Genomic DNA, 21,827 nt, shown 5'->3' with positions numbered 1-21,827 from the left:
CGTCAGCCCTTCACGCCGCCGGCGGTGAGGCCGGCCACGATGCGCCGCTGGAACACGAGCACGAGGATCACGAGCGGGATCGTCACGATCGTGCCCGCCGCCATCACCGCGGTGTACGGCTCCTGGTGCGGCTGCGACCCGGCGAACGACGCGATGGCGACGGTGACCGGCTGGGTGGCGTCGCTCGAGAGCTGCGACGAGATGAGGTACTCGTTCCACGACGAGATGAACGCCAGGATCGCGGTCGTGAACACGGCGGGCGCGGCCAGCGGCATGATGATCCGCCGGAACGCCTGGATGCGCGTGCACCCGTCGATGCGTGCCGCCTCCTCGAGGTCCCACGGCATCTCGCGGAAGAACGACGCGAGCGTGTAGACCGTCAGCGGCAGCACGAACGAGATGCTCGGCAGGATGAGCGCCTGGTACGACCCCATCCACCCGATGTCCGTGAAGAGCTGGAACAGCGGGGAGATGAGCGCGACGCCGGGGAACATCGACGCGGCGAGGATCGCGCCGGCGATGACCGACTTGCCCTTGAACTCGAGGCGGGCCAGGGCGTACGCGGCGCTCGTGCCGACGAGCAGCGCGATGATCGTGACGACCGCTCCGATGAACACACTGTTGAGCAGTGCGCGTCCCAGGTGGTTGCCCAGGGCGGTCGAGAACGCCGTCGCGTAGTTGTCCAGCGTGACGTGCGTGAACCACGGGGTCGGATCGAACGTGAACCCGACGTCGCGGAAGCTCGTCACGACCATCCAGTAGAACGGCAACAGGCACCAGACGGCGATGACGGTCGCCTGGATCCCGGTGCGCAGCTTCCGCCCGGTGTGTCGTTGCACGCGCACCTCGGTGCGGTCGACCTCGCGCTCGCGGGACCGGGTTGCGGATCGGGGTCGGTCGGCTGCGAGGCTCATCGGAGTTCACCCTTCTGCTGTGCTGCCTGGGTCTGGACGACGTTCGCGCCGAGGAACCGGACGAAGACGAACGCGACGATGAAGACGACCAGGAAGGTGATGGTGGACAGGGCCGACGCGGAGTTGAAGCCCTGCCGGATCTGGTCGACGACGAGCACCGAGAGCGACACGGTCGCGTTGCCGGAGCCGCCGCCGCCGCCGGTCATGATGGCGATCAGGTCGTAGATGCGGAGGGCATCGAGGACACGGAAGAGCACCGCGACCATCAGCGCCGGCTTCACGAGCGGGATGGTGATGTTCCAGAACCGCTGCATCGTCGACGCGCCATCCATCTTCGCGGCCTCGTAGACCTCGTCCGGGATCAGCTGGAGCCCCGCGAGGATGAGCAGCGCCATGAAGGGGGTCGTCTTCCACGTGTCGGCGATGATGATCGCCCACCGGGAAGCCCACTCGCCGGAGAACCAGAGGACCTGGTGCCCGATCACGTGGTTGAGGACACCGTTCGCGTCGAAGATGAAGTACCAGAGCTTCGCGGTGACGGCGGTCGGGATCGCCCACGGCACGAGGATGGCCGCGCGGACGAAGGCGCGACCCTTGAAGTCGCGGTTCATGATGATCGCCATCCACACGCCGATCACCGTCTCGAGGGCGACGGTGACGACCGTGAAGAAGAACGTGTTGCCCATCGCGGTCCAGAACTGCGAACCGAGGTTGCCGGGCGGGCAGGCGGTGTTGCCGCACTGCTGGCCGAGCCAGTGCACGTAGTTGGTGACGCCGGCGAAGCCGCCCTGCACGAACAGGCCGGTCGCCTTGTCGAGTCCGGCGTCGAGCTGGAACGACTGGATGACCGCGCTGACGACGGGGTAGCCGATGACGACGGCGAGGAGCACGATCGTCGGACCGATGAGGTACACGGCCCATCGGCCGTGCTCGGCGTTGAGTCCGCCCTTGCGCCGCTTGTGCGGCTCCATGCCCGTCGGGTTGGGGATGGCGGCGGGGATCTCGGTTGCTGCTGACACGTGACGGCCTCCTTGCCGGGTGTCGGGACGCAGGATGAGGAGGACGGGAGGCGCGGGGCGGGGTCGACCCGCGCCTCCCGTCCGGTGCGGCGTGCGCCGCGGTGGACCGGCTAGTTGCCGTTGCCGCTGGTCGCCGTCTTCAGGGCGTCCTGCATGTCCTTCAGGGCTTCGTCGACGCTCTTGGAGCCCTTGAGGGCGGCGTAGGTGTTGTCCTGGATCGCCTTGGTCACGGCCGGGTAGAACGGCGTGACCGGGCGCGGCTCGGCCGACTCGATCGACTTGAGCAGCGTCGGCAGGTACGGCAGCTTGCTGGTGAGCTCGGAGTCCGTGTAGAGGTCACCGACGACCGGGGCGAGCGAGCCCTGGGTCGCGAAGAACTTCTGCGTCTCGTTCGACTCGAGGAACTCCAGGAAGTCGTGCGCGGTCGCCTTGTGCTTCGAGTACACGCTGATCGCGGCGTTGTGCCCGCCGAGCGTCGAGGCGCCGGTGCCGTCCTTGCCGGGGATCGGCGCGATGCCGAAGGTGTCCTTGACCTTCGACGAACCGTCGGTCTTGGCGAGGTTGTACACGTACGGCCAGTTGCGCAGGAAGAGCAGCTTGCCGGACTCGAACGCGGTGCGGCCCTGCTCCTCCTGGTAGGTGATCGCCTCGGCCGGGATGTTCCCGTCCTTGAACGCGTCGACCAGGTTCTGCAGACCGGCCTTGGCGTCCGACGAGTCGACGTCGGGCGAGCCACTCTTGCCCAGGACCGAGCCGCCGGAGCCGTTGATCGCCTCGGAGGCGTTGACCGTGAGCCCCTCGTACTTCGCGAACTGGCCGGCGTAGCAGCCGATGCCGGCCTGCTTGGCGATGTCGCAGTCCTTCATCATGTCCGCCCACGTGGTCGGGGGCGTCTTGACGAGGTCCTTGCGGTAGTAGAGCAGCGCGCCGTCGGAGGTCTGCGGTGCCGCGTACAGCGTGTCGTTGTACGTCGCCGTCTTCACGGTGGCCGGCAGGAGCTTCGACGTGTCGATCTTCATGCTGCCGGTGAGCGGCGTGAGCCAGCCCTTCGCAGCGAACTCGGCGGTCCAGACGACGTCGACGTCGACGACGTCGTAGTTGGCGTCCTTCGCCTGGAAGTGCTGGACGAGGTCGTCGTGCTGCTGGTCGGCCTGGTCGGACTGCTCCTTGAAGGTGACCTTCTCGTCCCGGTGGGCCTTGTTCCACTTCGCGATCAGCGGGCGGACGACGTTCGAGTTGTCCTTGCCCTGCACGTAGGTGATGGGTCCGCGGCTGTCCTGGCCGCTCTTGGCGTCGTCCGATGCCGAGCTGCCGCTCGAGCACCCGGTCAGCACGAGGCCGATGACCGCGACCCCAGCAACGGATGCGAACCGCACCCTGGCGCGTGTTGTCTTCACAGCGATGTCTCCTCATCGAGATCACCAGGAGACGTCGATCGGGTGACGACGACGCTGCCTGGAGCAGGCGACGCTGCCTGCTGGAGGAGGAAGCTACGCCCGCTCTCAGCCGTACGCAACCGGTTGCAACGACTCCGTGACCTGGTCGTGACCTCCGTGCGACGTTCGGTTTTCCGGAGTGAGCGCTCACCGTTCCCGCGCCGACGTCGCCGGGTCGTGCGGGGTTCCGCACGATCACCGCCAGCGGCACCGCTGCCCGTTGTCGCGGTCACCCCGGCCGACCTAGCGTCCAGAGCATGGCCACCACCAGCACCGCTCGTGCACTCCCCGCACCCCGACGCGTGATCGACGTCGACCTCGACGCGCCGCTCCCCCGCCTCGTCGCGGACGGGACGGGTTCCTCCGCGCTGGTGATCGGCTACCGCGGCGGACACCCGACGGGCACGCTCGACGTCGAGCTGACCGACGACCCCGCGGACGCTGCCCGGGCCCTCGGAGCGCTCCGCGAGACGGTGCTCGCCGACGTCGAGCCGGTCCCGGACGCCCTGCTGCCGGCGATCTCGGTGGTCGTGTCCACCGTCGTCGACCGCGTCGAGGACCTCGGCGACCTGCTCGACGTGCTCGAGCACCTCGACTACCCCGACCACGAGGTCATCGTGGTCGACAACCGGGTCCGCGTGCCCGCCGACGACCGGCTGCCGGCACTCCTCGCCGGCCGGGACGTCCGCCTCGTCACGGAGCGCCGGCCCGGACTGTCCGCCGGCCGCAACGCCGGCGTCGCGGCCGCGCGCGGCGATGTGGTCGCGTTCACCGACGACGACGTCCGGGTGGACCCGCAGTGGCTGCGGGCGCTCGGCGCACGGTTCGTCCGCGAGTCCGACCTCGACGCCGTGTCCGGCGTGATCCTCCCGACCGAGCTCACGACCCCAGCGCAGATCTGGTACGAGGCGTACTACGGCGGGTTCAGCGGCGAGCGCACCTTCGCGCCCGTCACGATCGTCCCCGACGACGTCCCCGGCACCATGCGGCACGCGCGGGTGCAGGCGGTCCGCCCGGACGGCTCCGTCGCGAAGCACTTCGCCGTCTACGGCATCGGTGCCTACGGCGCCGGTGCGAACATGGCGTTCCGACGGTCGGTGATCGAGGCCGTCGGCGGCTTCGACACCACGCTCGGCGCGGGTTCACCGGCCCGCGGCGGCGAGGACCTGGCGATGTTCGTCGAGACGCTCTGGCGCGGCGGACGCGTCGGCTTCGAGCCCCGGGCGGTCGTGCACCACCGGCACCGCCGGACCATCGAGGACCTGCACAAGCAGCTGCACGGCAACGGCGTCGGGTTCACCGCGCTGATGTGCGCCCTCGCCGCCAAGGACCGCCGCCACGTCGCGGTGCTCGCCCGGCTCGTGCCCGCCGCCGCGATGGTGAAGCTCCGCGAGACGATCGGCCGACTCCGCTCCGGCAGCGCCCCGGCCCCGGCTCCCGCGCCGGCCACCGTCGACACCCCGCGCCTCGACACCGTGCCGGTCGCCGCCGTCCCGGACGCCGGTGTGCCGCGGTCGCTCGCGTACCACGAGCTCCGGGGGTTCCCGGCGGGCCCGGCAGCGTGGTTCCGCAGCCGCCGTCGGTGGCGCGACGTCGAGGCCGGCCGCTTCCACGCCGGCTGAGCGCCCTGCCGCCGCCGGACGCGCGTCCTCCTGCCCCGTAGGATCGGTGCAGCTACCCGTACCGGACGGGTCGGAGGAGGACGCATGCCGCTGGGGCCCACACCCGTGCTCGAGGCGACGACCGCGCCGGTGCTCCGGGTCGCGACCGAGACCGCCGTCTGCGTGTGCGGGCACGTGCAGGACGCCCACGAGCACTACCGACCGGGCAGCGACTGCGCCCTCTGCGACTGCCCGCGGTACCGTCGTATGCGGTGACCGCCGCGGGCTGCGTCCCGTGCGGACGGTGACGGTCCGGACGTCACCCGCTGCGGGAAACCGCCGCTTCCCCGCACCCGCCCCGGAGCCGCCTTGTCGGTGCCCGGACGGCCCTGTTCACTCGAGACATGGCCAACTCCCCCGCGTCGCTCGCGTGCATCGTCCTCGCCCACGAGGACCCGCAGCACGTCCGCCGACTCGTCGAGGCTCTCGACCCGTTCCCGGTGTTCCTGCACGTCGACGCGCGGACGCCGGCGGAGGTGCACCGCGCCATGACCGCGGGACTGCCGGACCGCGTCCGGCTGCTCCCTCGGCTCCACACCGGCTGGGCGAAGTGGGAGAACGTCGCCGCCGAGGTCTCCGGCTACCGCGCCGCGCTCGCTGAGACCGGCGCCGCGCACGTGGCGGTGCTCACCGGCAGCGACTACCCGCTCGCGAACCCCGCCGAGATCACCGCGCTGCTCGACGCCCACCCGGACGAGTCCTTCCTCATCCCGCACCCGCTCCCGCACGCGGCGTGGGGCGCCAGCGGCGGGGTCGCCCGCATGCGGTACCCGCACTGGGCGTGGCGGAAGCACATGATCCGCGTGCCGATCCCCCGCCGGATCCCCCGCGACGTCACGCTCACCGGTGGGTCGCAGCTGAAGGTCCTCAGCGCCGCCCACGCGGCCGCGGTGGTCGAGGTCGTCGACACCCGCCCCGACCTCGTCCGGTTCTGGCGCCGCACCTGGATCGCCGACGAGTCCTTCGTCCCCACGGTCCTGAACTCGCCGGCACTCGTCGACGGCTTCGCCGAGGAGCACGTCCCGCACACCCTGTGGTGGATCGGGTGGGACGGCTCGAAGATGAAGAGCCCGCCGTGGCTCACGCTCGCGCACGCGGGTCGGCTGCTCGAGCGCTGGACCTCGGACCCGACCGCGATGCCGCACCTCTTCGCCCGGAAGTTCTCGACCGCTGCGAGCTCGGAGCTCCTCGACCTCGTCGACCAGGCGTTCGAGCTGCGCCAGCACGTCCGGACCCCGGAGGTGGGTGTCTCGTGACCGTTCCGCAGACCCGTCGCGAGGCCCGCCACGCCGCGGACTCCCCGCTCGACGCCGCCACCGCTCCCCCCACCGCCGCCTCCGCTCCCGGTGCCGCTCCCACGGCGAGCGCCCAGGCCGCCGCAGTCGAGGCGGGCGAGGCGGCTGCCGCGGTCGAGGCCGCCGCGCACGCCGTGCCGGACACGGGCAGCACCGCCGTGCAGAAGGGCGCCTCGGTGCTCTTCGGCCGCGGGCTCCTGTACGTCGTCGTGTGGTCGATGCAGCTCGTCGTGAGCTCCCTGATCTCGCCGATCCTCGCGCACCTCATGCCGCTCTCCGAGTTCGGCGTGCTCGCCTCCGCGATCGCGCTGTACCAGGCGCTCGTCGTGCTCGCGGTCGCGGGACTCGACCAGGCGTCCGTGCTGCAGCGTGCCGAGGACGGTGACGACCGCAAGGCCCGTGGGCTCATCGCGGTCGGCATCGTCCTCGCGGCGGTCGTCACCGCGACCGCGATCGCCACGATCCCGGTCTGGGGCGACGTGGCCGGGTTCGTCGACGAACACCCGATCCTCCTCGTCGCCGTCCTCTGGATCTTCCCCGCCGCGGTCGTGCAGCTGTCCCTGGCGATCCTGGTCGCCCAGGACCGGATCCGCGTCTTCGCGGTCACGAGCCTGCTCTCGTCCGTCGGCGGCTCGATCATCGGGCTCGGCCTGCTCGTGTTCGTGCACGCCGACGCCACCACGTACGCGTGGGGCGGCGTGTTCGCCCAGGCCGCGGCCATGGTGATCGGCTTCGCCGCGACGCGGCCGCGGTTCTCCGGCCTCCTCGACCGCCGGACCACCGCCCGCGCCTTCAAGCTCGGCATCCCGATCGCCCTCGGCAACCTGTCCTACTTCGTGCTGAACGCCGGCGACCGCATCGTCGTGCAGCGGCTGCTCGGCCCCGACGAGGTCGCGCGCTACCAGATCGCCTACGTCGTCGGGTCCGCCGTGATCCTCCTGCTGACGTTCACCAACCAGGCCTGGGCACCGCACTTCGCCGCGCTCCGGGACGCCGTCGCCCGCCGTCACCTCGCGCTGCACGCCCGCGACCAGCTCTACCTGCTGCTCGCCCCGGTGCTGCTCGCGGTGACCCTCGTGTCGCCCGTGGCGCTGCCGATCCTCGCGCCGTCGTCGTACCGTGTGCACGAACTCACCGTCGTGGTCTTCATCGTCGCGCTGACCGCCTTCCCGGTGATCGCGAGCGGTGCGACCGGACGCCTGCTCCTCGTGGAGCGGCGCGGCGTCGCGGTCGGCGTGATCGCGGCCGTCGCCGGTGCCGTGAACATCGGCGCGAACCTGCTCCTGGTCCCGCTGCTCGGCATCGCCGGCGCCGGGGTGTCCACGGTGGTCGCGTACATGGTGCTCGCCGCCCTGCAGCAGTTCTCGCTGCCCGACCGCCGTGAGTGGCGCGGCCCGCAGGCGCGCACGGTCCTCGTGCTCGCCGCCGTCGTGGTCGTCGCCGGGGTGTCCGTCCTGGTGCCGCAGGACCTCGCGTGGAACATCGTCCGCGTCGTCGGTGTCGTCGGCTGCCTGCCCTGGTTCGTCAGCCGTCTGAAGATCGCCCGCGGAGGGACGCCGTGACGGACTCGCCGCCCCGCTCCGGGCGCCGGCTGCGGATCGCCGCCGTCACGAACGGGCTCGCCATCACCGGCGGGGTCGAGCGCTGCGTCCTCGAGGACACCCGCGAACTCGTCCGCGCCGGACAGGACGTCGAGGTCTGGCACCGAGGCCACCTCCCACCCGCGACGGACGGCACCGAGCCCGGCAGCGAGCTGTACGACGACCTCGGCGTCACGACGCACCCGACGCGCGACCGGTCCTTCGGCGTCCGCACCGCGGCCCGCGACGTCTGGAGGTTCGTCCTCGACGGCGTCCGCCTCCGCCGCTCCCGCCCCGACGTCATCTGGCTGAACCGGCCGGAGCACCTGCCGTGGGGCCGTGTGGCATCGGTGGTCTCCGGCGTCCCCCTCGTCGTGCACCTGCACCACGCACCGAACTACCGACGACTGGGCCCGATCGCCGGCGGCCGCACCCACTACCTCGCGGTGTCGCACGCGATGGCTCGCGCCTGGGCCGCAGCCGGCGTCCCGGCCGCCCGGATCACCGTCGTCCCGAACGGCGTGGACACCGCGTTGTTCCCCGCGGCGACGCCGTCGGCCGCCCTGCGTGCCCGCCGGTCCCTCGGCCTCGACGATGACACCCGCACCGTGCTCTACTACGGACGACTCACCCGGTCCAAGGGTGTCCTCGCGCTCCTCGACGCCTGGCGTCTCGTGCTCGAACACGACGCCGCGCACCAGCGTGCGGTCGTCGCACCGACGCCCGCCGAGGGGCGCTCCCCGACGCCCGGCCCCGTCCACGCACCCGCCGCCCTGCACGCGCGCCGTCCGCCCGTGCTCGTGCTCGCCGGTGCGGCCGGCCCGGACGACGCCGAGGAGGTCCGACGCGCCGTCGCGTCCCTCCCCGCGGGCTCCGTCGTGCTCCTGCCGGAACGGGACGACGTCGTCCCCCTGCTGCACGCGGCGGACATGGTCGTCGTCCCCTCCATCGAACCGGAGGGCTTCGGCCGGGTGGTCGTCGAGGCGATGTCCGCCGGACGGCCGGTCGTCGCCGCCGAGAGCGGTGGCACCGGCGAGATCCTCGCCGGTGCGTGGGCCTCGTCGACCGTCGACCCGACCGACCCCGAGGCGCTCGCCACGAAGATCCTCGAGACCCTCGACCGCGCCGAGCGCGACCCCTCGGTCGGCGATCGCTGCCGCGCCTGGGTGCGCGACCACTACGGTCGGGGCCCGCACATGGCGGGTCTCCTCCGCGAGCTCCTCGCCCACGCCCGCCACTCGGGCCGACCCGAGCAGGTCCACTGAGCCAGACGATGTGAGAGAGTTCGCCCATGACGTCGGAATGGGACGGGGTGGGTGCTGCGCAGGCGTACGGGGCGACCCTGCTCGAAGGGGACCTCGTGCGATTCCGTGCCCTGGACGATGCCGATCTCCCCGACCTGGTGCGCTGGTGGCGCGATCCCAAGTGGGCGGTGCTCCAGCAGATCATCGTCCGTCCCGGCCCAGCGGACTCGGTCACTGAGATGTTCCGCAACTGGAGCAAGAGCGAACGCAGCGGCGACGTCGGCTTCAGCGTCGTCAACCGCACCTCGGACACGCTCGTGGGGCACGTGACACTCTTCGGCGCGACGCTCCCGGTCCGCGCCGCGACCCTCGCGGTCATGATCGGCAGCGAGCACGCTGGACACGGCTACGGCACGGACGCTGTCCGCCTCCTCACCGACTACGGCTTCCGTGAGATGGGACTGAACCGGATCGAGATCCAGGTGCACGCGTTCAACGACCGAGCACGCGCCGTGTACGCCAAGGTCGGCTACCACGTCGAAGGCGTGCGTCGCGAAGCGACCTTCCACGACGGCCGCTTCCACGACGAGGTCATCATGTCCGCACTGGCACGTGACTGGTCGAGCGAGCCATCCGGCACGACGCCCTAGACACCGCACCGCACCGCACGACACGGCACGGCACGGCACGGCACGGCACGGCACGGACGGAAGGTCCTGTCGCGTCGGCAGTGGTGCTCCCGTGGCACGACTGACCGTTCCGGTTCACGATCGTCGGTGATCACGAACCGGAACGGTCACAGAGCCGGCAGGAAACCGCCGTCCCCGGTCCGCACGGGTGGTCAGCCGGCGAAGGCCCGGACCTCGGCGAGACCGACGTTGCGGGTGCTCGCCGACACCCCGGTGACCGTGAAGCGGACCCAGGTGACGTTCCGCGCGGCGAAGTCCACCGTGAGCGGCGACGCGTCGTTCGGGAGCGTCCCCACGGGCACCTGACTCCCGTCGGAGAACGTCAGCGTGCCGCTGGTGACCTGGTCGTCGCCGTTCGGGCGGTCGTACAGGACGACGCGGCTCAGCGCCTTCGACGAGGTCCAGTCCAGCTGCAGCCAGACCCCGGTCGTGCCCCAGGGCGCGACCCACTCGGCCGAGGTGTTGTCCGGGTACCCGCTGACGATCCCGTCGATGGCCTTCGCGGCGGTCTGTCCGGTCGAGGCGTCGTCCCAGGCGGCGGTCGCGGTCGCCGAACCGGTGACGTCGGTCGGACCCGTCGGCGTCGGCGTGGGCGTCGGCGTCGGAGTGGGCGTCGGCGTCGGCGTCGGCGTCGGAGTGGGCGTCGGCGTGGGCGTCCCTGTCCCCGGTGCGAACGCCCGGATCTCGGCGAGCCCGACGTTGCGCGTCGTCTGGCTGACAGCGGTCACGGTGAACTTCACCCAGCTGACCTGGCGCGACGAGAACGTGACGCGGGTGAACGCGCCGCCGTTGTCGAGCGTCGGCACCGCCACGCTGCTGCCGTCGGAGAACGTCAGCGTCCCCGCGGTGACCTGGTCGTCGGCGTTGGGACGGTCCGACAGGTCGACGGCCCCGAGCGTGACCGGGCTCGACCATGCGAGCTGGAGCCACGAACCGGTCCCGCCGCCGCGCGTCGCCCACTCGGCGGTCGGCGCGTCGGGGTAGCCGCTCGCGACGCCGTCCACGGCCTTCACGGCGGTCTGTCCGTCCGCCGGGTTCTCGCTGCTCGCCGTGACGGCGGCACCGGCGGTCACGTCCGCGCCGACCGAGCCGCCCGACCCGGTCCCCGGGTCGGTGGGGGTCTGGGTGCCGACGGTGTACTCGCGGCTGAGCCACGATCCCTCCGGCCGCGAGGAGCAGGCCGCGACCGACGCGCACGTCTCGGCGTCGTGGGCGGAGTAGGCGAAGAACGCGTTCCCCTTCGCCTGCGTCTGCGCGGCGGTGAGGTTCGAGGGCTTGTTCGCGATCGGGTACCCCATATACCCCGTGAGCGTGCTGGCGGTGGTCAGCTGCTGCTGCGCGGTCTTGGTGAGGTACGCGACGGTGTGGTGGTCGCTGTGGTCCCCGTCGCCGTAGGTGCCGACGTGGTCCAGCGTGTGCACCTCCTGCGGCGCGTACCCGTTCATCAGCGCGAGGACGGTCGCCTGGAGCTGCGCGAGCGTGTAGCTGGTCGGGTAGTTCGCGCCCGACACGGTGCTCATGCTCGTGATCGACCGCTGGTACAGCTTCTGCAGGCTCTGGTACCGGGTCGCGGCGAAGCCGGAGCCGTCGATGTTGCCGTCCGGCAGCTGCAGGTACACCAGGCTGAGCCGCGGGGCCGCGGTGAGGGTCCGCGTCACGACGGTCTTGCCGCCGGCACTCACCGATCCCGACGTCCACGCGTTCGCCACGCCCGCGAGGTTCGCGTACGCGGCCTCGAGGCCCGTCTGACGGCCCTTCCAGTAGGTCGCCGACTTGCCGGCGTCGCCGGCCGTCACGATGACCGAGCGGACGCACTTGCCCGCGTCAATGTCCTTCCGGAGCTCCGTCCCCTCGAACAGCAGGTCGTCGTCGGCGTGCGCGACGACGGTCAGGACGCGACCGGCGCTGCAGTCCGCGGTGGTCGCCGCACCGGCGCTCGACGAGGCGACGAGACTCGGCGCGGACACGACGCCGCCCATCACGACCGCGGCCGCGACCGCGAGGGCCACCTTCCAACGGCGTCGGATGGTGGCACTCGGGGTCGTGGCGTCTCGCGGCATCTCGGTCTTCTGTACGGGTGGCGGGTGGTCGGTCCGGTGGTGACCGGTCAGGGGGTGTGGACGGGCTGCTGCGCGGGCGCGGCGACGGGCGCGGGGGCGCGGACGACGACGGTGCCGAAGACCCGGCCGACGGCGTAGCCGAAGACGGTCGAGACCGCCGAGGTCACGATCGCCAGGGCACGCAGCCCGCCGCCGCGGCCGAGGGCGCCGAGCTCCCGGAGCACGGCTCCCGGCAGCACCCGGGTGAGGTACGTCGACTCGCTGGAGAGCGAGTCACGCGCACCGACACGGCGGCTGAGGACGGCCTTGGAGATGCCCTCGTAGTAGCTCCGGCGACGCAGGTACCGCATCGTGACCCGGTCCGGGGAGACCCGGTGCGACACGTTCGAGCGCGGCTCGAAGCGGATCCGGGCGCCGGGACGGATCCGGGCGATGCGGATGCAGAGCTCGGTCTCCTCGCACCCCAGCGGGTGGTTGCCGACACGGCCGATGCCGGAGCGGAAGCCGCCCGCGGCGAGCACGACGTCGCGGTGGAAGGCCATGCTCGACCCGATGACGTTGCGGACGTCCGCGGACTCGGTGGGGAGGCCGGCGTAGCTGCAGCCGACGATCCAGAGCAGCTCGTCCGGGTACGGACCGGCACCGGTGGCGGTCGGCCACGACGGCGTCGCACGCCCACCCACGCCGACGACGTCCGGCAGTTCGAGCGCCTCGACGAGGTGCATGAGCCAGTCCGGGTCGGCGGTGGCGTCGTCGTCCAGGAAGGCGACGACGTCGGCGTCGGCCAGGGCGACACCCGTGTTGCGTGCTCCCGAGAGACCACGGTCCTCGGTGTTCTCGACGACGCGGAGTTCCGGCCACCGGGCGGCGGCACGGCGGAACAGCTCCGGCTCGTGGTCGATCACGACGATCACCTCGGTCGCGTCCGGCTGTCGCTTCGCCGACTCGACCGCGTCCTGCAGGTCACCCCAGCGCTGCTGCGTGTAGGCGCAGATGACGACGGCGACCGTCGCGACGCTCACGCCGCTTCCTCGTCCATCGCCGGCACGGCGGCCGGGACCACGAGGCCCGAGACCGGGGTCGGCATGAGGCGCATGCGGGCCTTCGCCTCGCGGGCGCGGCGACGCTCGTGCATGATCGACTTCAGGACGCGGATGCCGTCGCTGACCGCGTTCAGGTTGCTGGTGCCGTGCACGCGGAGCTTCTCGTGGCTCGGCACCTCGGTGATCGCGAACTCCGCGGCGGACCAGCGGCAGGTCAGGATCGTCTCGATCTCGAAGCCGTCGCCCCAGCGCATCGAGCCGTCGGTCGGCTGCGGGAGCGTCGACGACAGGAGCCCGATGGTCGGCAGGGTGTCGGCCCAGAAGGCGTTGTAGCCGTAGCAGAGGTCCGTGTAGCGCGCGCGGAGCAGCACGTTGGAGATCATGTTGAGCCCCTTGTTGCCGAGGCCGCGGATGATCGTGATGTCGTCGCTGCCGCCACCGGGCGCGTAGCGGGACCCCTTGGCGACGTCCGCGCCGTCCACGAGGGCCTGCACGAAGCGGGGGATCTCGGCGGCGTCGGCGGAGCAGTCCGCGTCGAACATGACGACGACGTCGCCGGTCACGGCCTCGAAGCCGCAGGCGAGCGCGTTGCCCTTGCCCTTGCGCGTCTGCTGCACGACCTTGATCGTCGGCATGAGGCGCTGGGCGGTGGCGATGGTGTCGTCCACCGAGTTGCCGTCGACGAGGATGACCTCGTACACGGGCGGGAGCTGCGGGAGGATGATCTCGAGGTTTCGGGCCTCGTTCCTCGCGGGGATGACGACCGAGACGCGGGGGTCTCGGGGTCGGGCGGTGCTGGCGGACATGGTGCTCCTGTCGGGTTCAGGCTGCATGCGGAAGTGGTCGAGGGAGGACCCGGCGCTGGGTGGGCGTCGGAACGGGGGTACACCGTTCCCTGGGCTTGGACCAACCATCGTCCGGCCTGAGGGGCTGGTCAATGCGGGTCGGCAGGGGTTGCGGACCCCCGAGTGCGGATACGGAAACCCGCAAGGCACGGTCGGTGGGTGTGTCGGGACGCACGACGGCCCTGGAGGCGCGGGACGGGCCCGCCCCGCGCCTCCAGGGCCCGTGCTGGTCACGTCAGGGACGCGACGCGTGCGTCGTGAACGCGTCGCGCAGTGCCGTCGCCAGCTCGGCGACGTGCGGCTCGCGGAGGAGCGAGCTGTGCTCGCTCTCGATGCGCACCGTGGTGGTGTCCCCGCGGAGCACGTCGCTCCAGCCGTCGACGTCCGGGTTGCCGTCGGCCAGCACGAAGGTGGCCGCGCCGTCGTAGGGCGTCGGGGTGTGCCGCCTGGTCACGATCGTGGCCTGGTCGAAGAGCGCGTCGAAGTCCTTCTGACCGCCGTAGCGGAGGACGCCGGCACCGTACGCGCGGACGCGCTTGGCGAACTCCTCGCCCACCGGCACCCCGGCGGGCAGGATCCGCTTCGCCGCCCGGTCGAGGCCGCGCTTGAGGGCACGGAGTGCCGGGTTCCGGACCGGGCTCTCCGCCATCCGGCCGAAGTGCAGCTGGGCCTGCTCGCTGCTGCTGCGGGGCAGGTAGGTGTCGAGGATCGCGACGTGCTCGACGCGTTCGCCGCCCTCGGTGAGGAGCCTCGCGACCTCGAGGGCGACGAGTCCGCCGAGCGAGTGCCCGACGAGCAGGTACGGGCCGCGGGGCTGCACGATGCGCATGAGCTCGACGGTGCGCCTGGCGGTGCGCTGGATGCTCCAGTCCGGGATCGCCCGGCGTTCGAGTCCGTGCTGCTGGAACGCGTAGACGTCGTGCTCCGGCAGGTACCGGGACAGCGGCAGGAACGTCAGCCCGAGGGCACCGGCGCCGCTCAGGCAGAACACCGGTGGGCGTCCGGGCTCGCGTGCCTCGGAGACCTTGACGACGTCGGGGTGGCTCGGCAGGGACTTCGAGCCGGTGCGCACCCGCCTGGCGAAGGCGCGCAGCGTGGGCTGCTCGAGGAGCTCGGACGCGCGGAGGTCCACGCCGAGCCGGGTCTGCACGATCGCGAGCATCTCCTCGGCCGAGAGCGAGTCGCCGCCGAGCGCGGTGAAGTCCTCGTCGAGGTGCACACCGCGGAGTCCGAGCACCTCGGCCCAGATCTGTCCGACGACGAGCTCCCACTGGTCGTACTCCCCCTCGACCATCTCGACCTCGAGCGACGGCGCACCGGGCAGCTTCGCCCGGTCGACCTTGCCGCGCTCGTTGCGGGGCAGCTCGGGCATGGGGACGATCGCCGCGGGCACCATGTACTCGGGCAGCTTCGCCCGCAGGGCACGGCGGAGCGCGGCCGGCGCCGGGGTGCGTCGACCGGGACGGCCCACGACGTAGGCGACGAGCCGGGTGACGGCGGGCGGATCGACGAGCGCGGTGACCACGACGTCGTGGACGTCGTCGACGGCGCGGAGCGCGGCCTCGACCTCGCTCGGCTCGACGAGGTAGCCGCGCACCTTCACCGCGTCGTCGTCGCGACCGAGCAGGACGAGGCAACCGTCCTCGTCGAGGCGGGCCAGGTCGCCCTGCCGCCACAGCGGGGTGCCGTCCACGTCGACGGAGAGGTGCTCGGCCGTCTTCTCGGGCGCGCCCCAGTAGCCAGCGGTCATGCCGTCGGCGATGACGACCAGCTGGCCGGTCTCCCCCGCCGCGGCCGCCGAGCCGTCCTCACGCAGGACACGCGCGGTCTTGCCGGGCGACGTGTAGCCGGCCGGCACCACGCCGGTCGGGACCTCGTCGTCCGGGCCGACCGAGAAGTACGACACGGCACCCATCTCGCTCGAGCCGAAGCCGTTCCAGATGACCGTGTGGGCGCCGAGGACCGGTCGGGCGGCGTGGACGTCGGTGCCGGTGATGGGCTCGCCGACCGTCATGATCAGCCGGAGCCCGGCGAGTGCCGGGTGCAGGTCCGCGCCGCGGTCGCGGACGGTCGAGACGACCGAGCGGAGCAGGTGCGGCGTGCAGACGACCGCGGTGACGTGCTCGGCGGCCATGCCCTCGAGGAGCCGTTCGGTCCCGAGGTCCCGTGCGTCCAGGAGCACGGCGGCGGCCCCGCTCAGCAGGCTGTCGAGCGTGGTGAGGATGCCGGCGGCGAAGGACAGCGGCAGCACCACGCCCACGTGGTCGCCGGGGCGGTAGGCGGCGCTCCAGGCGCTCTGCTCGACGTTCCGCAGGAACTGCCGGTGCGTCATCGCGACGCCCTTCGGCAGGCCGGTCGAGCCCGAGGTGAACACGATCGCGGCGGGGTCGGTGCCTCCGGGGCGGGACGCCGCCGCACGGTCGGTGCCGGTCGCGCGCTGCTCGGTGCTCGTCGCGATGAGGGCGTCGAGGTCGTGCACGGTGCCGTCCGGGCCGAGGACCGCCGCGGCGAGGTCCGTTCGGGTGGCATCGGCGAGCACCTCGCCGATGCCCGCGAGCGTGACGACGTGCTGCAGACGCGCCTCCGGGAGGTGGTCGTCGAGCACGACGATCGTCCGCCCGGCCGCGACCAGCGCGAGCATCCCGACGACGGTCTCGGTCGTGTGCCCGGCCATGATGCCGACCGGGACCGAGGCCCCGGTGCGCTCGGGTCCGACGCCGGCTCCGGTCCGGTCGTCGGGGCGGAGCACGTCGCCGAGCCGCGCAGCGAGCGCTCGGACGGTGCGGTCCGTCTCGGCGAAGGTGCGGGCGGTCCCGGCACCGGCGAGCGCCGGGGCGTCGGGGAACGCGGCGACCACACGGGTCCACCGGTCGAGGAGCGAGTGGTCGTCGGACGCCGGGACGGCCGGTTCGACCGTGCGGTGGCGTGCTGTCGGGTGTGTCGGACGCATTGCTTCTCCCCTTGGTCGTGCGGGCCGGTGGTGCGCTGGTGCGCGGGTCCAACGCTGGTGGTGCGCTGGTGTGGCGCTGGTGGTGCGCTGGTGTGGCGCTGGTGCTCGCCGCGTCGGTCGCTCCCGAGGACGGTAAGCCGACCGTGCCCCCGCGATCGAGGGTCCGGCGACGGCCGTGCGGGGATCCTGCGGTTTGGCGCATCCTCGCGATCCGCCGTGGATCTCCCGTGGCGGGCCTATCGATCTGCTGTGCGCTCCCGTGCGCGGACGGTGCGGCGCGAGCGGGCGTACCGGAGGACACCGCGGCCGACGGCGAGGAGCTCGACCCACCGCATCCGCCCGACTTCGCGGAGGAAGGCAGCGTCGTCGAGCGGCGCGGTCACGGCCTCGGTGGCGGCCGGCGCCGGGGCCTCGACCTGGGCCGTGGTCGGTTCGGCCGCGGTCCCGGTGAGCAGGTGGCGCACGGCCCGCGGCGCCCGCTGCAGTGCCATGCCGAGCGTGTGCGGGTGCAGGGCGATCTTCGTCAGCCAGGCGCCGAGACCGGTGCCGTAGCCCTCCGCCTGCTTCCGGAGCGCGGGGAGGTCCGCCCGGTGCCGGTGCCACACCAGCGCCGCGGGCTCGACGACGAGCGCGGCGCCCGAGAGCACCACGCGGGCGAACATGTCGATGTCCTCGCCACCGCCCGTGACCGTGCCGACGCCGAGCGCCTCGTCGAAGCCGCCGAGCTCGGTGATGGCCGACCGGCGCATCGCGAAGTTCGCACCCGTGCCGTAGTCACCCACCGCGAACGGGAAGAGCGGCCGGTCCGCGGGCGGCGCCGACAGCCGGTGCACGCGTGGCTCGAGGTTGCGCGACCACGTCACGCGTTCGTCGAAGTACCGCTGGGTGGGGGTCCGGAGCTCGCCGCTGGCGACGAGTCCGCTGACGCACACGACGTCGTCGCCCCGGGAGAAGCCAGAGGCGACGGCGCGGAGCCACGACCGGTCGACCACGACGTCGTCGTCGGTGAACGCGACGATCTCGTACCGCGCCGCGCGGACGCCGGCGTTCCGTGCGCTCGAGAGCCCGGGGACGGGTTCCCGCACGTACCGGACGCGCTCGTCGTCGAGGGCGTCGACCAGCAGGCGGGTCGACTCGTCCGACGGGGCGTTGTCGACGATGACGACCTCGAAGTCGGGGTGGTCGAGCGCGAGCAGCGAGTCGAGGGCCGCGCCGAGCTGGTCGGCTCGGTCACGGGTGCAGAGGACGACGGAGGTGCTCGGCAGGCGGACCGGGATCGGCGGCTGCGGCACGGCCGGCAGCGCGGCGACCGCGGCGCGGAGGGCGGCGACGTCGAGTGTGCCATCGGAGACGGGCAGGTCGACGAAGCCGAGCGGGGCCACGCCGTCGCGGACGAGGAGCCGGGCCGACCGGTGGCCGGCGGCGTCGTCGAGCAGCACCGTGCCGGCGTCGTCCCCGGGGACCTCGGCGAGGTCGACGGCACCGACCCACACGGCACCGGTCCACGTGGGGTCGGCGGCGCTCGACATCGGGCGGGCGAGCTCGACGCGGGGCGGGAGCGAGCGCTGGATGGTGTCGGTCATGGGAGAGCCTGTCTGGTGTCGGGGACGTGCACGGTCACAGCCGGCCACCACCACCGTCGCCGCGGGGACGACGGGGGTCAACGGCCGGGCGGAACCGTGCGGTTTCTCCTCGCGCCGCGGCCGCGACGCGTGCGTGATCCCGCAATGCCGCAGGGCCTCCGCACTTCCCGTCCACTGCTCTCCCGGGTGGCCGCCGGCCGCGGTTAGCGTCGTCAACACCCGCAGGCCGGAGCACGTCGCCGGCCCAGACCCGAAGGGACGCTCGATGCGTCAGTCGATCGCGGTGGTCGATCAGTGACCGCCACCACGACCCCCACCCGCATGTCGATCCGCCACGGATCCCGTGTGCTCCCGACCTCACCGGTGCCGTCCCTCGTCGCGGCGGGACTCGGGTTCGCCGCCGCCGCCCTCATCGCCGCCGACGCGACCGGTCCGCTCCGCACCGCCGTCGTGCTCGTCGCACTCCTGGTCGTGCCGGGCCTGCCCGTCGTCCGGCTGCTCGGACTCCGCGAGCCGATCGGCCGCGCCGGTCTCGTCGTCGCGACGAGTGCGGCGATCGACGCGGTCCTCGGGCTCGTGATGGTCTGGACCGGGCAGTGGGTCCCGCTGCCCGCGGCCGGACTGCTCCTGCTCGTCGCCGGCTGGGTGTCGCTCGGCCAGGGCGTCCAGGTCGCGCGCACCGTCCGCCGGCCGGACCGCGTGCGGGCGGCGCTGCCGACCGCGGTCCTCGTCCGCACCGTCGCCGCGTCCGGCGTCCTCGTCACCGGCGCCGCGCTCTGGGCGGTGGGTGTCGCGCAGACGGACTCGACCGCGCTCGGCGAGTGGGGCCTCCTGACCGCCCTGCCGGCCGCCTGGTGGGCCGGTGCCGCCCTGGTGTTCCTCGTGGCGCTCGTGACCATGCTGGACCGGCGCCACCACGTGGTGGTCCGCACCGTGTCCTCCGGCGTCCTGCTGCTCGTCATGTACGGCACGTCCAACCTCATCGCCGCCGAGCCCCGTCCCCCGTGGGTGTTCAAGCACATCGCGGTGACGGCGTACATCCTGCAGCACGGCGCCGTCGACCCGTCCATCGACATCTACAACCGCTGGCCCGGGTTCTTCAGCGTCAGCGCGTTCCTCGGCGCCGCCACCGGCACCCTCGACGCCGCTGACCCGGTGCGCTGGACCGAACTCGCGTTCGCCCTCGCCGACGGCGCGCTCGTCCTCGGGATCGCCCGGGCGCTGGGCGCGCGGGGACGCTGGGCCTTCGTCGCCGCGGTCCTCTTCAGTGCCGCGAACTGGGTCGGCCAGGACTACTACTCGCCGCAGGCGTTCGCGTTCTTCCTGTTCCTCGCGGCGGTCCTCGTCGCGCTCACCGTCCTCCGCGGCACGCCGAACGCCGTCGGGCGGTGGACCGCGACCGTCACCGGCAGGCTGCTCCGCGCGCGCCGCGCACCCGTCGCCGTGGCGGTCGCGACGCCGACGCGTGCGGCGACCGTGGCGGCCGTGGCCCTCGTCGTCGTCCTGCAGTTCGTGATCACCGCATCGCACCAGCTCACACCGTTCGTCGTCGTCGCCGCGTTCGTCCCGCTCCTCGTCCTCGGGTACCTCCGCCCCTGGTGGCTGGCGGTCCCGCTGACGCTCCTGCCCCTGCTGTACCTCGTCCCGAACCTCGACTACATCCAGGAGAAGTTCGGGCTGACCACCGGCTTCGACCCGGTGAGCAACGTCACCGCCGCGTCGACGTCGATCGCGATCCCCTCGATCGCCACGACCCTGCAGTCCCGCGCCGTCCTCGGCATCACGGCGCTCGTCGCGGTGTGCGCCCTGGTCGGCCTCGTCCGGCTGGTCCGCGGCGGGCACGCCCGACGTGCCCTCGTCCTGCTGTGGCTCGCGGCCTGCCCGGTGGTGCTCGTCCTCGGACAGAGCTACGGCGGCGAGGCGAAGTTCCGCGTCGTGCTGTTCTCCGCGCCGTTCCTCGCGATCGCTGCCGTGCACGCCTTCCACGGCCGGCGGCTCCGGGTCGCCGCCGCGGCACTCGTGCTCACCGTGACCACGGCGCTGTTCCTCGGCGCCACCTTCCAGACCGAGCAGGCGAACCAGACCGCACCGGCCGACGTGGCCGCGGCGAACTGGCTCGACGGCCGGTTCCAGGCGGACGACACGCTGACCACGGTCGGCAGCTTCCCGTCGATCATCGGCGGGAACTACGAGAACTACCTCCGACACTGGGGGCAGGTCGACTCGCTGCAGAGCGAGGCGGCCTGGTTCCCGAAGGGCATGACGGCGGACGACCTCGACGGCGTCCTGCAGGACCGCGACCAGGGCGGGCACGCCTGGTTGGTGTTCTCGGCGGCGCAACGTGCCGACGCCATCACCCGCGGGACGCTCACCGGCGCGCAGATCGACGCGATCGAGCGGTCCGTCGCCGACGAGGGGACGCTCCGGTACGACCGGGACGGTGTCCGGATCTACGAGGTCCGCGATGCAGCATGAGCCCGGGGCACGGCACCGCGACCCCAGCCGGCGGACCTTCCTGCGGCGCGGCGTGACGATCGCCGGCGTCCTCGGGGTCGCCGCCGTCGCCGGGACCACCGCCGTCGTGCTCCCCACACGCGCCGGCCAGGGGTCAGCGCGTGCCGAGACGATGCCGACCGGCGCGGTCGAATCAGAGGGCACCCGGTGGATCCCCTACCTGGCGCAGGACTTCGACCTCGACGCCGCGCTCGGCGACCTGCTCGCGGTCTACCCGAAGATGGCGGAGTACAGCGGGATGCGCGACACGTCGGGCAAGGGGCTCTACGCACCCGACCAGGTGGTGTCCGTGCACGACTCGGTGCTCGACTTCCACCTCCGCAGCAGCGGATCGCAGCCCCTCGTGGCGACCGTGCTGCCGGCCGGCTACCGGGCGTACACGCACCAGCGCGTCTCGATCCGCTACCGTGCGGACGAGGTGCCCGGGTACAAGTTCGTCATGATCCTGTGGCCGCTGTCGGGCGACTGGAACGAGGGCGAGATCGACTGGCCCGAGGGTGACCTGTCGGGCGACGTCCGACCGGTGTCCGCGATCCCCGGCAGCTACGACGCCGAGACGCAGGCGATGACGTTCATGCCGGAGAACCCGACCGTGGTCCCCGGCGGACAGACCGACTGGCACGTCGCGACCGTCGAGTGGACCGCCGACGCGGTGCGCTTCTACTGGGACGACGAGCTGCTCGAGACGGTCACGGGCGCCGTGCCCACGACCCCGATGCGCGTGACGCTGCAGGCCGAGACGATCATCCACGACGCCGATGTCCCCGAGGACGCCTCCGGCCACGTGCTCGTGGACTGGGTCGTCGCCTACCGCCAGAGCGGAGCCCGTTCGTGAACTGATCCGACGCTCCGACGCGTTCGGGCGTGTCCGGGCGTCGGGTCCGGCGTGTCCGGGCGTCGGGTCCGGCGTGTCCGGGCGTCGGGTCCGGCGTGTCCGGGCGTCGGGTCCGGCGTGTCCGGGCGTCGGGTCCGGCGTGTCCGGGCGTCGGGTCCG

Annotated in this window: 16 protein-coding genes; 8 read left to right on the top strand and 8 right to left on the bottom strand. The window is 72.5% G+C overall.

Annotation, left to right across the window (positions count from 1 at the left end):
* Positions 1–2: 2 nt before the first annotated feature.
* From ACNQOV_RS13430 to ACNQOV_RS13420, 3 genes are all read right to left on the bottom strand, one after another.
* Positions 3–914: a carbohydrate ABC transporter permease gene (locus tag ACNQOV_RS13430; protein WP_022906284.1), complete on the bottom strand. Its 912-nt coding sequence runs from the start codon at positions 912–914 to the stop codon at positions 3–5.
* Complete coding sequence (locus tag ACNQOV_RS13425; protein WP_416395074.1) at positions 911–1,885, bottom strand: carbohydrate ABC transporter permease; 975 nt, start codon at positions 1,883–1,885, stop codon at positions 911–913. The genes ACNQOV_RS13430 and ACNQOV_RS13425 overlap by 4 nt, the downstream gene beginning before the upstream one ends.
* Positions 1,886–2,043: 158 nt before the next feature.
* A complete protein-coding gene (locus tag ACNQOV_RS13420) occupies positions 2,044–3,330 on the bottom strand; it encodes an ABC transporter substrate-binding protein (RefSeq protein WP_416395044.1) in 1,287 nt (428 codons plus the stop codon).
* A 296-nt stretch (positions 3,331–3,626) separates the two neighbouring features.
* On the opposite strand from ACNQOV_RS13420, the gene ACNQOV_RS13415 reads away from it, so the two are divergent.
* From ACNQOV_RS13415 to ACNQOV_RS13390, 6 genes are all read left to right on the top strand, one after another.
* The gene (locus tag ACNQOV_RS13415) at positions 3,627–4,991 is read left to right on the top strand and encodes a glycosyltransferase (RefSeq protein ID WP_416395042.1); all 1,365 of its coding nucleotides are present in this window, start codon (positions 3,627–3,629) and stop codon (positions 4,989–4,991) included.
* A gap of 84 nt (positions 4,992–5,075) precedes the next feature.
* A complete protein-coding gene (locus ACNQOV_RS13410) occupies positions 5,076–5,246 on the top strand; it encodes a hypothetical protein (protein WP_416395040.1) in 171 nt (56 codons plus the stop codon).
* Between the two features lie 128 nt (positions 5,247–5,374).
* On the top strand, positions 5,375–6,286 hold the full coding sequence (locus ACNQOV_RS13405; protein ID WP_402263748.1) for a beta-1,6-N-acetylglucosaminyltransferase: 912 nt from the start codon (positions 5,375–5,377) through the stop codon (positions 6,284–6,286).
* Positions 6,283–7,887, top strand: coding sequence for a lipopolysaccharide biosynthesis protein (locus ACNQOV_RS13400; RefSeq protein WP_416395037.1), 1,605 nt, complete (start codon positions 6,283–6,285; stop codon positions 7,885–7,887). Before ACNQOV_RS13405 ends, ACNQOV_RS13400 begins: the two co-directional genes overlap by 4 nt.
* Positions 7,884–9,170, top strand: a complete 1,287-nt coding sequence (locus ACNQOV_RS13395; protein WP_416395035.1) for a glycosyltransferase family 4 protein — start codon at positions 7,884–7,886, stop codon at positions 9,168–9,170. Before ACNQOV_RS13400 ends, ACNQOV_RS13395 begins: the two co-directional genes overlap by 4 nt.
* Before the next feature lie 26 nt (positions 9,171–9,196).
* Positions 9,197–9,799, top strand: a complete 603-nt coding sequence (locus tag ACNQOV_RS13390) for a GNAT family N-acetyltransferase (RefSeq protein ID WP_416395033.1) — start codon at positions 9,197–9,199, stop codon at positions 9,797–9,799.
* A gap of 191 nt (positions 9,800–9,990) precedes the next feature.
* On the opposite strand, the gene ACNQOV_RS13385 is transcribed toward ACNQOV_RS13390, so the two are convergent.
* From ACNQOV_RS13385 to ACNQOV_RS13365, 5 genes are all read right to left on the bottom strand, one after another.
* Positions 9,991–11,898 carry a discoidin domain-containing protein gene (locus ACNQOV_RS13385; RefSeq protein ID WP_416395031.1) on the bottom strand — a complete coding sequence of 636 codons (1,908 nt, stop codon included), beginning with the start codon at positions 11,896–11,898 and terminating at the stop codon, positions 9,991–9,993.
* Between the two features lie 47 nt (positions 11,899–11,945).
* Positions 11,946–12,920 (bottom strand): glycosyltransferase family 2 protein, encoded by a 975-nt coding sequence (locus ACNQOV_RS13380; RefSeq protein ID WP_022906274.1) that lies wholly within the window; start codon positions 12,918–12,920, stop codon positions 11,946–11,948.
* The gene (locus ACNQOV_RS13375) at positions 12,917–13,747 is read right to left on the bottom strand and encodes a glycosyltransferase family 2 protein (RefSeq protein ID WP_022906273.1); all 831 of its coding nucleotides are present in this window, start codon (positions 13,745–13,747) and stop codon (positions 12,917–12,919) included. Before ACNQOV_RS13375 ends, ACNQOV_RS13380 begins: the two co-directional genes overlap by 4 nt.
* 274 nt (positions 13,748–14,021) lie before the next feature.
* A complete protein-coding gene (locus tag ACNQOV_RS13370) occupies positions 14,022–16,736 on the bottom strand; it encodes an alpha/beta fold hydrolase (RefSeq protein WP_416395029.1) in 2,715 nt (904 codons plus the stop codon).
* Positions 16,737–16,972: 236 nt separating this feature from the next.
* A complete protein-coding gene (locus ACNQOV_RS13365) occupies positions 16,973–18,319 on the bottom strand; it encodes a glycosyltransferase family 2 protein (protein ID WP_022906271.1) in 1,347 nt (448 codons plus the stop codon).
* 294 nt (positions 18,320–18,613) lie between these two features.
* Between ACNQOV_RS13365 and ACNQOV_RS13360 the strand changes: the two genes are divergently transcribed.
* Complete coding sequence (locus ACNQOV_RS13360) at positions 18,614–20,794, top strand: hypothetical protein (RefSeq protein WP_022906270.1); 2,181 nt, start codon at positions 18,614–18,616, stop codon at positions 20,792–20,794.
* Positions 20,784–21,668 (top strand): glycoside hydrolase family 16 protein, encoded by an 885-nt coding sequence (locus ACNQOV_RS13355; RefSeq protein WP_416395026.1) that lies wholly within the window; start codon positions 20,784–20,786, stop codon positions 21,666–21,668. The genes ACNQOV_RS13360 and ACNQOV_RS13355 overlap by 11 nt, the downstream gene beginning before the upstream one ends.
* The last annotated feature ends 159 nt before the right edge of the window (positions 21,669–21,827 follow it).

It is taken from the genome of Curtobacterium sp. LFS084, from assembly GCF_047977705.1.
Classification (GTDB): Bacteria; Actinomycetota; Actinomycetes; order Actinomycetales; family Microbacteriaceae; genus Curtobacterium.
This window is presented reverse-complemented; position numbering and strand designations above follow the sequence as displayed.